The following is a 15,364-nucleotide window of genomic DNA, read 5'->3' on the forward strand; positions in this document are numbered from 1 at the left end:
GAAACTAAATCGAGCCTAAGAATCGCGGCATGAACGAGCCGTAAATAATCGGCCGCCGGCATCAACAAAACATCAACGCCGAACGGCCGGAGACGGTTCAATACGCGGCGAACCGATACCCGGCGCGCGGCTCGGTCAGGATGAGCGTCGGCTGTCCCCCGACCTCCAGTTTGGAGCGGAGTCGCCGCACGTAGACACGAAGATACTCGGTCTCGGTTTCGTACCCCGGCCCCCAGACCTGCCGCAGCAGGAACGCGTGCGAGAGCAGCATCCCGGGCTGAAGCGCGAGCTCGCGCAACAGGGCGAACTCGGTCGGAGTCAGGTGGATCGCGACTCCCTCGCGGCTGACCTGTTGCTTGCTCAGATCCACCACCAACCCGCTGATCTGGAGCACCGGAGGGGTGTCCTCCGGTGCGGCGGCCGGCCGGGATCGCCTCAGTGTCGCGGTGATCCGGGCGAGCAGTTCGTCGATGCCGAACGGCTTCGTCATGTAGTCGTCCGCCCCGACGTTCAGGGCGGCGACCTTGTCGCGCTCTCCGCCGCGCGCCGAGATGACGATGATACCGATGCTCGAGTGGCCCCGGATCTGCTGGCACAGCTCGATGCCGTCGGCGGCGGGCAGCATCAGGTCCAGGAGCACGATGTCCGGACGCTCGGTCTCGAGCAGGCGCAGCACCCGCGATCCGTCGGAGGAGACGACGGTGTCGAAGCCCCGAACGGTGAGGTTCGCCCGGATCAGGTCGACGATGTTGGGGTCGTCCTCGACCATCAGCACCTTGGTCCGCGCGGTGTCGTCACCCATCGTCCGGCTCTGTCATCAAGACGGGCGATTCCACGGGAAGCCGGATCACGGAACGTGTTCCGGGTTCCATCGGATGCTGTCGGAGCGTCCCGTGGTGCGCATCCACGATGCCGCGCGTGATCGACAGACCGAGGCCGGCGCCGGCGGTGCGGTCGCGCCACGAATGCGCCGACGTCGGGCCGGCGCCCTCGTTCCTCGGCGGCATGCCGACGCCGTTGTCGACGACCTCGATGACCACATCGTCGGCCCCCTCAGCCCGGACCTCGACGCGCACGGCCGTGCCCGGCGGGTTGTGCCGGACCGCGTTGTCCATGAGGTTCATCATCACCTGTTCGAGCCGGTCGTGGTCGGCCCAGACGACAGGGACATCGTCTGCACAGCTGACCTCGATCGCCGCGGCGGCTTGTGGTGACAGACACGCCAGGGCCGCGTCGACCACCAGGGACAGGTCGACCCAATCGGGTCGCAAGCGCAGCATGCCCGATTCGATCATCGAGAAGTCGAGCAGATCGTCCACGAGCCGGCCCAGCCGTGCCGACTCACCGCTGATCCTGCTGAGGAACCGACGCTCGGAGTCGTGATCCCACGTCACGTCGGTCTGCATCAAGCTGGACGCCGAGCCGTGGATCGCCGTGAGCGGTGTGCGCAACTCGTGGGAGAGACGGGCGAGGAACTGGCTCTGCATCTCTTGCGAGCGGCGGAGCGCAGCCATCTCGCGGCGCGCCAGCTCGATGTGCTCCCGCTCCTGGGCGAGCAGGATCGAATGCCCGGCATCCTCGAGCAGCACCCGATCTTCGGCGCCGACGAGACGGGTGGACCACTCCGCGGCGAGCACGGTGGCCTCAGAGACCCGAACGAGCAGTCGGCTTCCGCCGTCGGCCAGGGACGAGACGTGCGCATGTCCTCGATCGTCGAGCAGGCTGAGACCCGACTCGACGGCCGACGCGAGCCGATCCGAGGGCGCGCTACCGAGGGAACCGGCGAACGCCCGGCAGGACACACCCTCGTCGTCGGCGTGCCCGTAGAGGCCGACCTCGTCGGCACCCACCGCCTCCCGCAGAGCGCTCAGCGCCGTGCTGATCCTGTCGGTGAGCGAGTCCGCCCCCGCCAGCGTTTGGAGAATCGCGCGGATCGTCTCCAATATCTTGTTCCGCGCGGTCAGCTCTGCCAGCAGCCGTTCCCGTTCGAGCGCCGTCGCCGCATACCCGGCGTAGAGGTTGACCAGATCGAGCTCTTCGCTGTCTGGCGACCCGATGTCCGGGCGGTAGATGTTGATCACCCCGCGCAGGTCGCCGCCGCTGGAGAAGGGGATGGCCCACCAGCTCGCGATCCCGGACTCGCGGAGCAGCGGTGCGAAGGGCGCCAGCGCTTCACTCGCCGTCACATCCGCGACGACGACGACGACATTGTCGGCGACAGCCGACGACGGCGGCGGCGGCGGCCCATTCGTGGTGGCGTTCAGCGGAACGCGGCGCCACGTCTCGTCCAGCGCCCGCGACAGACCGACCGAACCGACACAGCTCAGCGTGGGCCCGTCGAGCACGTGCAGGCTGAGCTGCTGGGTTCCCAGCGCCGCGCCGAGGGTCGAGAGGATGAGAGTGAGCCCCGCAGACGGCCCGGCCGAGCTGAGACGGCCGGCCGCGGTGAGCTGGTCGGCCAGGCCGTGCAACCGGCTCAGCTGGCGGCGCGGGGCGGAGGATGCGTCGTGCCCCGCCATGAGAGCGAGCAGCTCGTCCGGATGCGACCAGGCCGGATCGACCTGCGCCACGACCCGACCGTGTCGCAGCACGATCACCCGACCGGTGAGCCGGAAGAGCTGGTCGACGTCGTGCGAGATCAGCAGGATCGTGGTGCCGTCGTCGCGGAGCCGAAGGATCAGCTGTTCGACGTGGGCGGAATCGGCGCGACTCAGGACCGCGGTGGGCTCGTCGAGAAGCAATAGCCGCGGAGGCGGTGAGACGGATCTCGCCACGGCGAGGAGCTGACGTTCCGCCGCGGTGAGCGTTCCCACCATTCGGGTCGAGTCGGCGATCGGAATGCCGAGGTCGTCGAGGACCGCCCGCGCCCGGGCGTGGAGCCTCGACTCGGACATGAGCAGCCGACGTCGCTCTTTGCCGAGCATGAGGTTGGTCGCGACATCGAGGTTGTCCGACAGCGCCAGATGCTGCCACACGACGCCGATCGTGCCGAGGGTGCGCGCCGACGGGTGGGCTGCCGGGTGCTCACCGTCGAGCCAGATCTCGCCCCGCGTCGCGCTGAGGTCGCCGCAGATGCACCGCAGCAGCGTCGACTTGCCGGCCCCGTTGTCGCCGGCGATGCCGACGATCTCACCGGGATAGACGTCCAAGTCGACATCACGGAGAGCCGCCAATGGGCCGTAGTTGACCGCCAATCCACGTGCTCGAAGAACGGCCGACCCCGACCGTGCTTCCCTGACCGCGTGCGCCGCCATAGTGGTCATTATCACTCGCTCGCCTGCGTTATCGGCGACGGGCGGCTCTCAGCCGGCTGTTTAGAGCACCTTCGAGAGGAAGGCCTGCGTTCGCTGGTGCTGCGGATTGGCGAGCACTTCGCGGGGGTCGCCGGATTCGACGACCACGCCGCCGTCCATGAAGACGAGCTCGTCGGCGACCTCGCGGGCGAACCCCATCTCGTGCGTGACGACGATCATGGTCATCCCGGATGCGGCGAGACCCTTCATCACGTCGAGGACCTCGCCGACGAGCTCGGGGTCGAGGGCGGAGGTGGGCTCGTCGAACAGCATCAGCTTCGGGTCCATCGCCAGTGCCCTCGCAATCGCGACGCGCTGCTGCTGTCCGCCCGACAGGTGCGCCGGGTAGTGGTCGCCCTTCTCGCCGAGACCGACCCGGGTGAGCAGCTCCTTCGCGCGAGCAACAGCTTGCGCCTTCGGCACGCCTTTGACCCGCATCGGCGCTTCGACGATGTTCTCCAGTGCTGTCATATGCGGGAACAGGTTGAAGCGTTGGAACACCATCCCGATCTCGCGGCGCTGGCGGGAGGCCTCCTTGGGCTTGAGCTCGTAGAGCTTGTCGCCCTGCTGGCGGTAGCCCACGAGCTGACCGTCGACGGAGAGCCGGCCGGCGTCCACCCGTTCGAGGTGGTTGATGCAGCGCAGGAACGTGGATTTGCCCGAGCCGCTGGGGCCGACGATGCAGAGCACCGCCCCCGGTTGCACCGACAGGGAGATGCTCTTCAGCACCTCGTTGGAGCCGAAGCTCTTGGAAACGCCTTCGGCCAGCACCATCGGGGTCGTCGTCGTGTCGCTCATCATTTGCCTCCGCTGAGCCTGTCGGGGCCGGCTTCGCCGGCGGTGCCGTCGACGGCCGCCACCGCGCCGGTCAGCGCGTCGTCGCGCCGTTCGGGTCGGCGCGCGTTGACTCCGCGCGAGAAACGTTTCTCCAGGAAGTACTGTCCGACCATCAGGATCGAGGTGAACAGCAGATACCAGATGGATGCCACGATCAGCAGCGCCACAGGGGTGTACGTCACTGCCGAGATCCCGCGTGCCACACCATAGAGGTCGGAGGTGAGCGGGATGGCGGCCACCAGCGACGTGGTCTTCAGCATCGAGATCACCTCGTTGCCGGTCGGCGGGATGATCACCCGCATGGCCTGCGGGATGACGATGCGCACCATCGTGTGTCCCCACGACATGCCGAGAGCCGTCGCCGCCTCTTCTTGACCGCCGTCGACCGAGAGCAGGCCGGCCCGCACGATCTCCGCCATGTACGCGGCCTCGTTCAGCGCCAGGCCGATGATGGCGATGATGAACGCGTTCTGCATGAAACCGAGGTCGAACGACACACCCCAGTCCGTCCACGGGACCCCGAGGAAGATCTTCGGGTAGATCAGCGAGAACAGACCCCAGAAGACGAGTTGCACGTACACCGGCGTGCCCCGGAAGATCCAGAGGTAGAGCCAGGCGACTGCTTTGACCACCGGGTTCGGCGAGAGCCGCATGACCGCCAGGCAGAGGCCGAGGATCACGCCGATGACCATCGCGTACACGGTGAGCTGCAGGGTGACGAGCGCCGCCGCGCTGATCCGCTGATCGAAGAGGTATTTGCCGACGTACGGCCAGTTGTAGTCCTTGCGCTGCGAGGCGTCCACGATGAACCAGACGAGCAGCAGGACCAATACCACGGCGAAGACGATCCGCCACGGGTGTCGGAGCTTGATCGCTTTGATCGGCTCCGAGGGCGGGGCGCCGGCCGGCGACGGGGTCGACCCCATCGCCGGCCGGCTCTGGTTGCCCAGAGACATCGGGATCAGCCCTTCGAGGCGGCGTTGATGTCGATCGTCTTCACGGCACCGTCGTCGACGCCCCACTTCTTGAGGATCGTGCCGTACGTTCCGTCGTCGACGAGAGCCTGCAGGGTCTTCTGGATGACCGGTGTGAGGGCTGACCCCTTGGCGAGAGCGATGCCGTATGGGGCGACTTCGAAGGCCTTTCCGGCCGACTGGAGCTTGCCGTTCGACTTCGAGATCGCGTACAGAGTCACCGGCGAGTCGGCGCTGAGCGCGTCGGCCTTGCCGAGGATCACCGCGTTGGTCGCATCCTGCTGGGCGTCGTAGCGCTGGATCTGGATGGCGGCCTTGCCGGCATCCGTGCACGCCTTCGATTTGGCCGGAACCTCGTCGGTGTCTTCGGTCGTCGTGGCCTGTACGGCCACTTTGAGACCGCAGGCATTGTTCGGGTCGACCGTCTTGCCCTTCGGCGCAGCCCACTGGATCCCCGCGGTGTAGTAGTTCACGAAGTCGACCTGCTTCTCGCGTTCGACGGTGTCGGTGAACGAGGAGACGCCGATGTCGTCCTTGCCGCCGGTGATACTCGGGATGATGTTGTCGAACGTCGAGATCTGATACGAGATCTTCAGCCCGAGCTTCGCGCCGATGGCATTGGTGAGGTCGACGTCCCAACCGGCGGGGTTGCCGTTGTCGTCTTTGTACTCGTTGGGCGGATAGGTGTCGTCCATGCCGACGGTGAGCACGCCGGCGGACGCGATGTCCTTGGGCAGTGATGCGGCGAGGGCGGCGTCTTTCGTCACGGTTCCGGCGCTCGACTTTGAGCTGCCGCCGGAGGGCGTGGAGTTGTCGACACAGCCGGCGAGCGCCAGGGCGGCCACGGCCATCAGCGCGGCCGCCGGGGCCACGTATCGGATGCGCTTCATGAGGATTTCCTTCTTCCGGGTGCAGGGGGATGCAGGAACGCAGTGAGTGGAGCATACCCCAGACCGGCCCGGGACCATTCACACGGATTCGCGCGTCCCACGCTCTTTTTCGCCAAGATTTCCGTCTTGTTTCGCAGAAAAATGCATGGATTTCGTTGTCGACAGCGAACTTCGCCACTCGGTGCAGCGGCACTCCGGGCCCGGCTATCGTCGAAGGGTGACCGAGACACCGACCGACTTCGCCGCGAATGCGACCGTGCTCGTGACGAGCCCCGCCGATCCGCTGGCCGCTCCGCTCGTGGAAGAACTCTCCCGCGAGTACGACGAACGCTACGGGCTCAACGACGGCATCCCGTCATCGGTGGAGCTCTCCCGATACCCGGCGGAGCTGTTCTCGGCGGAGCACGGCGGCACATTCATCCTGCTTCTCGCCGACGGCGAGCCCGTGGCGGGTGGCGCGTTCAAACGCGAAGACGACGACACGGTGGAGGTCAAACGAGTGTGGACCCATTCCGGCTATCGACGCCGTGGCCTCGCCCGTCGGGTGATGGCCGAGCTCGAGGCGGAAGCCCGGCGGCGCGGTGTGCGCGCTGTCGTGCTCACCACCGGGGCGCGGCAGCCGGAAGCGGTCGCCCTGTACCTCTCGCTCGGCTATCGGCCGCAGTTCGATCTCGACGCCGATTGGGAGGCGATCTCCTACCTCGCGTTCGAGAAGGCCCTGTAGGCGCGCAGGAGGAGCCGCTCAGAACCTCAATGCAGCGAGGGCCGCCGGCACGAGTTCCGCGGCGGCCAGGTTCGGCAATTCGTCGATGCCTCGGAAGAGGGGGCCGGTTTCCGCGCCGCTCGGGACGGCGCCCGAGGCGCGGAGCAGTTCCGCCGCGTGCAGCGCCTCGATGGCGAGCACCTCACCCGTGAGCGCGAGGGAGCGCCGCAGCAGCCGGAGCGCGAGCGGGGCGAGCGAGGCATGGTCCTCCACGCCCGAAAGCGTGGTGATCCCGAGGGTGGCCGGTGCCGCGAGCTGGCGCAGCTCGGCGACGGCAGACGCCGCCGCGTAGAGCAGCAGCCCCGGCACCCGGGTGGTTCCAGCAGCACGCGCAGGCGCGAGAGACAGCGAGTGGGCCGCACTGCGGCGCTCGGAGGCGGACGCGACATGAGCGAGCACCAGGCGAAGATTCTCGAACGCGAGTGCGAGCGGGAGCGCCTGGAAGTTGCCGCCGGAGACCATCCGGCCCGAGGCGATGTCCACCACAGGGTTCTCACTGCGGGCGCCGAGCTCCCGCTCCAGTTCCCGCACTGTGCGTTCGACGCACTCGCGCAGCGCACCGTGCACCTGCGGCACCGTGCGGAACGAGAGCGGATCCTGCACGGTCACCGCACGGTCGGGGCGCTCGAGCGCGCTGCCGGCCAGAGCCGAACGGATGGCGTCGGCCGAGACGAGCTGCCCGTCGCCCCCGCCCGCACGCGCGACCGTGTCACTGAACGCGCTCAGGTTGCCGGCCGGGCCGGCCGCACCGACCGCCTCCAGCGACAGGGCGACCGCACGATCGGCCGCGTCGGCCAGACCTGCTGCCTCGGCCACGGCCAGAGACCCGACTCCGACGCTGTAAGCGTTCGAGCTGAGGACGGCCAGACCCTCGTGCGGAGCGAGCTCCACAGCCTCCAGCCCCGCCGCGGCCAGCGCTTCGCCGCCCGGCACGATGGCGCCGGAGGCGTCGAATGCACGCCCGGCTCCGGTCACGACCGCCGCGACCTCGGCGAGGTGGGTCAGATCGGCGGCACCCACCGAACCGCGCTCGGGGATCACCGGATGCACCCCGGCGTCGAGGAGGGCGGCATACGCCTGCGCCAATGCCGGCCGCACGCCGGAACCACCCCTCGTGAAGCCGATCAGCCGCACCGCGATCACCGCTCGGGCCTCGCGACGCGTCAACGCATCGCCGACGCCCCCGCGATGGTTCGCGATGGTTCGACGCTGGAACTCGGCCAGCTCGGCCGGCTCTACCGCCGCATCCCGACCGGCGCCGAGACGGCGATTCAGACCGTAGACCGGCTCCCCCGCCTCGATGGCACGCTCGACGACCGCCCGCGAGGCCGCAAGCAGGTTCACCGTCTCGGATGCGAGCACGACGGAGGCTCCATCGGCCAGCGCGACCACATCCGCCACGCTCGGCGATGCCGGTCCGAGGACGACAGGCATCAGAACGCCAGCAGGTTCTGCCGCAGCCCGCCCCCGCCGAAACCGGTGCGGATCAGTCCGCGCCGACGCAGCGCCGGCACGAGCGCATCGAGTGTGCGGTGCACATGGGCGGGATGCACCTGCCCCGTGAACAGGAATCCGTCTCCCCCGACCGCCGCACCCAGCTCACCCAGATGCTCGGCGATCTCGTCGGCGGTGCCGACGATCGCGAGCCCGTCTTTGCGGGCTCGCACCTGCAGGATCTCACGCAGCGTTGAACCCGCAGGTGCGGACTTCACGAAGTTCTCCAGGGTGCCCTGATTGCTGTTCGTAGTGAGCTCGGGCAGTGGCGCATCCAGGTCGAACGTCTTGAAGTCGACTCCGGTGAGATACGAGATGGACTGCAGCTGCTCGTCGATCGCCGCCTGTGTGAGCTCGGCGCGGGCCTCGCGCACGCTCGCGGTCTCCTCAGCGTTCGCCGTGACCACCGGATTCACCACGAAGAGCACCTTGACACTGTTCGGGTCGCGGCCGTGCGCGAAAGCCACTTCGCGGATGGAGTCTCGGTATTCGCGCATCCGGTCGGGCGTCGAGGCCAGCGCCAGGATGACATCCGAGTTCTTGCCGGCGAAGTCGCGGCCACGACCGGACGCCCCCGCCTGCACCATCACCGGTTCGTCGGCGGCCGGAACGGTGTTGAGCGGACCGCGTACGGTGAAGAACCGGCCGTCGTGGTCGATCGTGCGCACCTTGGTGAAGTCGGCGTAGACGCCGCGTTCGGTGTCCTCGAGCACCGCATCCTGATCCCAACTGCGCCAGAGCTTGCGGACGACCTCCACCCACTCCTCGGCGCGGTCATAGCGCAGATCGTGCTCGATCTGCTTGTCGAGACCGTAATTCTGGGCTGCAAGGTCGGAGCCGCTCGTCACCACATTGAACCCGAGCCGGCCGTGCGCGAAATGCTGCAGTGTGGTGAGCAGCCGCGCCGCGGTGAACGGCTCGTAGAAACTGGCGCTGAGGGTCGGCACGATCCCCAGCTCGCTCGTGGCGCCGAGCAGATACGGCACCAGCGGCAGCGGGTCGTGCTTGGGAACGAACCGCGCCGCCGCCAGATTCACTTCGGCGCTGCCGCCATAGGTGTCAGGAACGGCGACGCCGTCTTCGATGATGAACAGGTCGAACCCGCTCGCCTCGAAGAGCCGCGCCGCATCCTGGTACACCTGCGGCTGCTTCCAGTCGTAGCCGATGCCGAAGCTGGGGTCCCCCCAACCCTGAACACCGAACCCGGCGCCGAGGAACCACCCGAAATGAAGAAGTGAAGACATGAGCGCTTTCTCTCAGACCCCGAGCCCGGCGGCGTTCAGCCACTCGGCGTCGAAGGCCTTGGTCAGATAGTTGATGCCGCCGTCCGGGGCGATCGCGACGACCACGGAGCCCGCGGGCGCATCGCGCGCCGTGCGCAGGGCGACGGCCACCGCCAGACCCGAGGACGGCCCGAGGAGCAGCGCCTCCTCGGCGGCGAGCCGACGGACGGTCGCGTAGACCTCTCGGTCGTCGACGGTGTGCACAGCATCCACGACCGCGTGGTCGAAGGTCTCCGGCCAGAAGTCCCGCGACCAGGCCGTGCCGACCCCGTCGACGAGAATGCGGCCGGACGGTCCACCTCCGTAGGTGGAACCGACCGGGTTCGCGCCGATCACGCGCACCTCGCCCGCACTGACATCCTTCAGAAAACGCCCGGCGCCGCTCACCGTGCCGCCGGTGCCGATCGAGGCGACGAAATGGGTGACCTGCGCGGCGGTCTGCCGCCAGATCTCCGGACCGGTGCCCTGATAGTGCGCATCCGGGTTGGCGGTGTTGGCGAACTGAGACGAACGCCAGGCGCCCGGGATCTCCGCGGCGATGCGATCGGCCACCGCGCGCGGGTTCGCCGGGTCGCTCGGGGCGGCCTCCCAATCGGCGACGACCAGCCGGGCGCCGTAGGCGGCGAGGATTTTGCGCTTCTCATCGGAGATGTCGGTGCTGTGCACGATCACCACCGGATGCCCGGTCAACCGGCCGATCAGAGCGAGACCGATGCCGGTGTTGCCGGAGGTCGCCTCGACGATCGTGCCGCCCGGCGCCAACGCACCGGAGCCCTCGGCTGTGCGGATCATGTTGAGCGCGATTCGGTCCTTCGACGAACCGCCGGGATTGCGCCCCTCCAGCTTCACCAGCACGCGCGAGCCGAGCCCGCGCGTCACCGACCGCAGCTCGACCACCGGCGTGTTGCCCACGAGGCCGGCCACCGAGTCGTACACCTCATCCGAGGCGGCCGCCGCACTCAGCGGGCCGGGGCCCAGCACATCCACATCGCTCATGAACCGACGATATGTCGCCGCTCCCTGCCCCGCTCGCCTATTGCCCTCTATTACGCTCGCGGATCTCCCCCCGCACCGATCCCGGAGGCGACGGGGCGGGACGGGTCGTTCGACCAGGCGGACCAGGAGCCGGGGTAGAGCGAGGCGGCGAACCCTGCCACGTCGAGGGCGAGCGCTTCGTGCGCCGCGGTGACGCCAGAGCCGCAGTAGACGCCGACCGGCGCATCCGGCGTCACACCGAGCGCGGCGAAGCGGGCGGCGAGAACCGGTGCGGGAAGCATCCGCCCCGCGTTGTCGAGGTTCTCGGCGGTCGGTGCGCTCACAGCGCCCGGGATGTGGCCCGCCCGCGGATCCATCGGCTCGACGTCGCCGCGGTACCGCTCGGCGGCGCGGGCATCGAGCAGCACACCCTCTGCAGCCAGCGCTGCAGCGGCATCCGCGTCGAGAGTCGGAAGCGCACCGAAACGCAGCGTGACGGAACCGGGTCGTGGCGTCACGACACCCGACTCCACGGGCCCCCCGGCCGCGCGCCAGGCGGAGAGTCCCCCATCGAGAACACGGACCGTGGGGAAACCGGCGTAGCGCAGCAGCCACCAGGCACGGGCGGCCGACTGTCCGAAGAGATCGTCGGCGACCACGACATCGTCGCCGTCGTCGACCCCCCACCGGCGCGCCGCCTCCTGGAAGGCGGCGAGGTCGGGGAGCGGATGACGGCCGTCGGCCGGCTCCCCGTGGCCGGCCAGCTCGGTATCGAGATCCACGTATGCCGCACCGGGAATGTGCCCGCGCTCGTACTCCTGCCGGCCGGGAGGGCCGCCCAGTTTCCAGCGCACGTCCAGAACACGAATAGGGTCTCCGGCGGCCAGCGCACGCGCGAGCTCACCGGCTTCGATCAACGGTTTCACCCCACCATCATGCCCGACCCCGCTGGAGGCAGAAACGACGAGGCCCCGCTCCTCCCTGGGATCAGACGGGGAGGGGCGGGGCCGCGATCGGATCGCTCAGTGGCCGCTGGAGGCTTTCGCGTTCGACTCGTAGGAGGTGTTCGTCGATTCGAAGAAGTTCACGAGCTCCAGGGTGTCGTTGGCGGTCGCCATCCACTTGGCCGGGTTCGCCACCTTGTACTCGGCTTCGAAGCCGAGCTCCTCCAGGCGACGGTCGGCCAGGTACTTGACGTACTGGTTGATGTAGTTCGCGTTGAGTCCGAGGATGCCGCCGGGCAGTAGATCCCGGTTGTACTGCTCCTCCATCTCGACCGCGTCGAGGATCATCTGACGGATCTCGGCCGCGAACTCGGGCGTCTGCAGGTCGGGGTTCTCTTCCAGCACCGTCAGGATGAGGTTGATGCCGAATTTGAGGTGCAGCGACTCGTCTCGCACCACCCAGTCGATCAGCGAGCCGAAGTTGCGCAGCAGGTTGCGCTGACGGAACGACAGCGCGACCATGAAGCCCGAATAGAACCAGATCCCCTCGAGGATGACGTTGTACGCCACCAGGTTGCGGATGAAGTCCTGCTTGCCCTCGGTGGTGGTGATGTCGAGGGTCTGCTCGGTCATCCGCTTGATGAAGCGGATCTCGAACTCCTCCTTCTTCGCCATCGAGGGGACGTCGACGTGGGAGTTGTAGGCCTGCTCGCGGTCGATCGGGAACGTCTCGAGGACGTACTCGAACGACATGCAGTGGTTGGCCTCCTCCCACATCTGCTTCGCGAGGTAGAGGTGCGCCTCGGCCGCCTGCAGGTAGGGGTAGACGCCGAACGCGAGAGCCTTGTTCACCAGGAGCTCGTTCGGGTTGAAGTAGCTCATCAGGAAGGTGATGGCGTGGCGTTCCTCGTCCGTCATCTTCTTGAAGTCGGCGATGTCCTCGCCGAGCTGGATCTCATTGGGGAACCACGTGTTCGCTACGGCCTGGTCGTACAGGTCCATCGCCCACTTGTATTTGACCGGCTTCAGCAGCAGGCCCTCTTCGATTCCCGTTCCCAGAATCCCCATCGTGTTTCTCTTCTCCTCAAATTCTCGCGGCGACGTCAGACGGCTTCTGCTACTGGCAGGACTCGCACTGCAGATCGTCCATCGGGTCGACGGGCACGTAGTATTCCTCGATCTTGGTGTTCATTACTTCTCACCACCCGTCGAGAGTCCGCCGAAGCCGAAGCCACGGCGGGCAGGGGCTGCGGGGCGGGGGCAGGGGCTGCGGTCTCGGCCGCCGGAGCGCTGCCGGCGCCGACCGACGCGAATCCCTTGCGGGCGGAACCGATCTCTTCGGCCTTGTTCACCTTGACGGTCGACTGCTCGGCCTGGTGACGCGGCTTCATGTGCAGGTAGTAGGTGGTCTTGACGCCACGCTCCCACGCCGCGAAGTAGATGTCCATCATGTCGCCGATGTCCCGGGTCTCCAGGTACATGTTGCGGCTGATCGCCTGGTCGATCCACTTCTGGGCACGAGCGGCCACCTCGAGGAACGCATACGGCGAGAGCTGGAAGCTGGTCTTGTACGTGGCCTTGATCGCATCCGGGATCTCGGCGATGCCCTGGATGTCGCCCTGCGAGCGCAGGATCGACTCACGGGTGGTCTCCCAGATGCCCTCGTCGCGCAGAGCGGCCACCAGGTTGCGGTTGACCTCGAGGAACTTGCCCGAGGAGGTGGAGCGGCTGAAGATCTGCGAGAACTGGGGGTCGAAACCGGGCGTGGTGCCCGCGACGAGACCGATGGATGCGGTGGGCGCGATCGCCATGAGCGTCGCGTTGCGCATGCCTCCCTTGACCTTTGCGCGCAGCGCATCCCAGTCGAGCCGGGTGGTGCGGTTGACCTTGATGGCGACGCCACGATCCTGCTCGGTGAGCGCGATCGAGTCGAACGGCACGAGGCCCTGTGACCAGCGCGAGCCCTCGAAGTTCTTGTACGCGCCGCGCTCCTTGGCCAGGTCGGCGCTCTCGTCGATCGCCGCGTAGGAGACGTGCTCCATGATCTCGTCGATCAGGTCGTAGGCCTCTTCGCTCTCGTAGCTGAAGCCCAGCTTCTCGACGATGTCGGTGAAGCCCATCACGCCGAGGCCGATGGCCCGGTTCTGCTGGTTCGAGAAGTCGGCCTCGTCGACGCTCGAGATCGTGATGTCGATCAGGTTGTCGAGCTGGCGGACCGCACTGCGGGCGCTCTCCTCGATGCGGGCCCAGTCCATCGCGCCGTCGACCAGGTGGCGCGACAGGTTGATCGAGGCCAGGTTGCAGACCGACACGTTGTCGCGGTCCTGCGGAAGCGTGATCTCGGTGCAGAGGTTGGAGAGGTGGATGGTGCCGGTGTTGTTGTTCAGGGCACGGTTGTTGATCGTGTCCTTCCAGGTCAGCCACGGGTGGCTGGTGGTCTGGAGGCTCATCAGGATGTCTTTGAACTGCGAGCGAGCGCTGATCTTCTTGAACATGTGGAGACGACCGGCCTCGGCTTCGGCCACGTAGAAGGCGTAGCGCTCCGAGAACGCCTGGCCGTAGAGCTCGTTGAGGTCGGCGACCTCCAGCGGGTCGAACAGGTACCAGTCCTGGTCGTTCTGCACGCGCTTCATGAACTCGTCGCTGATCCACACCGCGGTGTTGGCCGTTCGGGTGCGGCGGTACGGGTCGCCCGAGTTCTGACGCAGGTCGAGGAACTCCGGGAAGTCCATGTGCCAGTTCTCCATGTAGAAGCAGAGGGCGCCGAACTTCTTGCCGCCGCGGCTGACCGCGCGCAGCACCGAGTCGATGGTGTGCATGAACGGGATCGGGCCCGTCGAGGTGGTGTTGTTGGAGCGGATGGGCGAGCCCTGCGCACGCAGCTTGGTGACCGAGAGGCCGATGCCGCCGGTGCCCTTCGTGAGCCACATGACGTCGCGGACGCTCTTGGCGATGTGCTCGATGTCGTCCTGCATCTCCATGACGAAGCAGTTGGAGAGCTGAGGGTATGCGGTACCGGCGTTCACGAGGGTCGATCCCGCGGCGAGGTACTCGAGCTTCGACATCTTGTCGTAGAACTCGAGCGCGTGGAGGGTGGGGTCGGCTTCGTTGAGCGAAAGGCCCATCGCGATGCGCATCCAGAAGTACTGCGGCACTTCGAGCGTCTCGCCGTTGCGGGCTTTGATGCCGTAGCGGTTGTTGAGGGTGACGACGCCGATGTACTTGAGCAGTTCATCCCGCGAGGGGTCGAGGTGGCCCGCAAGGCGGTCGAGGTCGAAGAGGTTCGTGAACCGCGGGTCGAGCAGCTGCTCGGCGACACCGCGCTCGATGTAGCCGCGGAAGTGACCGGTGTGCAGCGAGACGAGCTCGTCTTGCGAGGCGTAGTCGCCGAGGACGCGCTTGTAGATGGTCTTGAGCAGCAGGCGGGCGGCAACGGTGTCGAACGCCGGGTCGTCTTTCACGTTCTGCAGTGCGACCTGGATGACCGCCTCGTCGAGCTGCTGGGTGGTGATGCCGTCGAACAGCGTCAGCTCCAGCTCGCTCGCGATCTGGGTGACCCAGGTGATGTTCTCGTCGAGACCTTCGGCGGCGTTCTCGATCGCCAGGTTGATCTTGTTCGCATCGTACGGCTCCCGCTCGCCGTTCCGCTTGACAACAGTGATTGCCACTTTCTCTCCCTCTCTTGCGTGCCGTTCTGCGTGAACGGCGATGCCTGGCGTCCGGTGTGCGGACGACGGGGCCGCCGACCTGCGCGTCCCCACTTAAACCCCTTGTCACGGCCGAAATCAGGGGATCGAGCCCTCACTGCTTTTCGGCGTGTGACCACTATATAGCGGGGGTTCGACATTTATCGAACCCAACATCTAGTGGGCGTGTCATCCACAGATGTGCATAACTTGTCCACTTATCCA

General features: G+C 67.2%; 12 protein-coding genes. 1 reads left to right on the plus strand and 11 read right to left on the minus strand.

Annotated elements, in window-relative coordinates; all coding sequences use genetic code 11:
• Positions 1–97: 97 nt before the first annotated feature.
• Genes K5L49_RS06355 through K5L49_RS06375 form a run of 5 tightly spaced genes read right to left on the minus strand, consistent with a single transcriptional unit; the run spans position 98 to position 5,994 of the window.
• A complete protein-coding gene (locus K5L49_RS06355; protein ID WP_223691270.1) occupies positions 98–802 on the minus strand; it encodes a response regulator transcription factor in 705 nt (234 codons plus the stop codon).
• Positions 795–3,263, minus strand: coding sequence for an ATP-binding cassette domain-containing protein (locus K5L49_RS06360; protein WP_308116523.1), 2,469 nt, complete (start codon positions 3,261–3,263; stop codon positions 795–797). The genes K5L49_RS06355 and K5L49_RS06360 overlap by 8 nt, the downstream gene beginning before the upstream one ends.
• A 51-nt stretch (positions 3,264–3,314) precedes the next feature.
• A complete protein-coding gene (locus K5L49_RS06365; protein WP_308116524.1) occupies positions 3,315–4,091 on the minus strand; it encodes an amino acid ABC transporter ATP-binding protein in 777 nt (258 codons plus the stop codon).
• Positions 4,091–5,086, minus strand: a complete 996-nt coding sequence (locus K5L49_RS06370; RefSeq protein WP_223691272.1) for an amino acid ABC transporter permease — start codon at positions 5,084–5,086, stop codon at positions 4,091–4,093. The genes K5L49_RS06365 and K5L49_RS06370 overlap by 1 nt, the downstream gene beginning before the upstream one ends.
• Positions 5,087–5,091: 5 nt before the next feature.
• Complete coding sequence (locus K5L49_RS06375) at positions 5,092–5,994, minus strand: ABC transporter substrate-binding protein (RefSeq protein WP_223691273.1); 903 nt, start codon at positions 5,992–5,994, stop codon at positions 5,092–5,094.
• Between the two features lie 217 nt (positions 5,995–6,211).
• Between K5L49_RS06375 and K5L49_RS06380 the strand changes: the two genes are divergently transcribed.
• Positions 6,212–6,718, plus strand: a complete 507-nt coding sequence (locus K5L49_RS06380) for a GNAT family N-acetyltransferase (protein WP_223691274.1) — start codon at positions 6,212–6,214, stop codon at positions 6,716–6,718.
• A gap of 18 nt (positions 6,719–6,736) precedes the next feature.
• Here the strand turns inward: K5L49_RS06380 and K5L49_RS06385 are convergent, their stop codons facing one another.
• The 6 genes from K5L49_RS06385 to K5L49_RS06410 all read right to left on the minus strand — a co-directional run bounded on the left by K5L49_RS06385 (position 6,737) and on the right by K5L49_RS06410 (position 15,121).
• Entirely contained in the window at positions 6,737–8,191 is a 1,455-nt protein-coding gene (locus K5L49_RS06385; RefSeq protein ID WP_223691276.1) for an aromatic amino acid lyase, read from the minus strand.
• On the minus strand, positions 8,191–9,495 hold the full coding sequence (locus K5L49_RS06390) for an NtaA/DmoA family FMN-dependent monooxygenase (RefSeq protein WP_223691278.1): 1,305 nt from the start codon (positions 9,493–9,495) through the stop codon (positions 8,191–8,193). The genes K5L49_RS06385 and K5L49_RS06390 overlap by 1 nt, the downstream gene beginning before the upstream one ends.
• 12 nt (positions 9,496–9,507) lie before the next feature.
• Entirely contained in the window at positions 9,508–10,530 is a 1,023-nt protein-coding gene (locus tag K5L49_RS06395) for a PLP-dependent cysteine synthase family protein (RefSeq protein WP_223691280.1), read from the minus strand.
• Between the two features lie 50 nt (positions 10,531–10,580).
• Positions 10,581–11,435: a sulfurtransferase gene (locus K5L49_RS06400; protein ID WP_223691284.1), complete on the minus strand. Its 855-nt coding sequence runs from the start codon at positions 11,433–11,435 to the stop codon at positions 10,581–10,583.
• Between the two features lie 96 nt (positions 11,436–11,531).
• Positions 11,532–12,521, minus strand: coding sequence for a ribonucleotide-diphosphate reductase subunit beta (locus tag K5L49_RS06405; protein WP_223691286.1), 990 nt, complete (start codon positions 12,519–12,521; stop codon positions 11,532–11,534).
• 35 nt (positions 12,522–12,556) lie between these two features.
• The gene (locus tag K5L49_RS06410) at positions 12,557–15,121 is read right to left on the minus strand and encodes a ribonucleoside-diphosphate reductase subunit alpha (RefSeq protein WP_223691288.1); all 2,565 of its coding nucleotides are present in this window, start codon (positions 15,119–15,121) and stop codon (positions 12,557–12,559) included.
• Positions 15,122–15,364 lie beyond the last annotated feature (243 nt).

The organism is Leifsonia poae, assembly GCF_020009625.1.
In the GTDB taxonomy this organism is placed as follows: Bacteria; Actinomycetota; Actinomycetes; order Actinomycetales; family Microbacteriaceae; genus Leifsonia; species Leifsonia poae_A.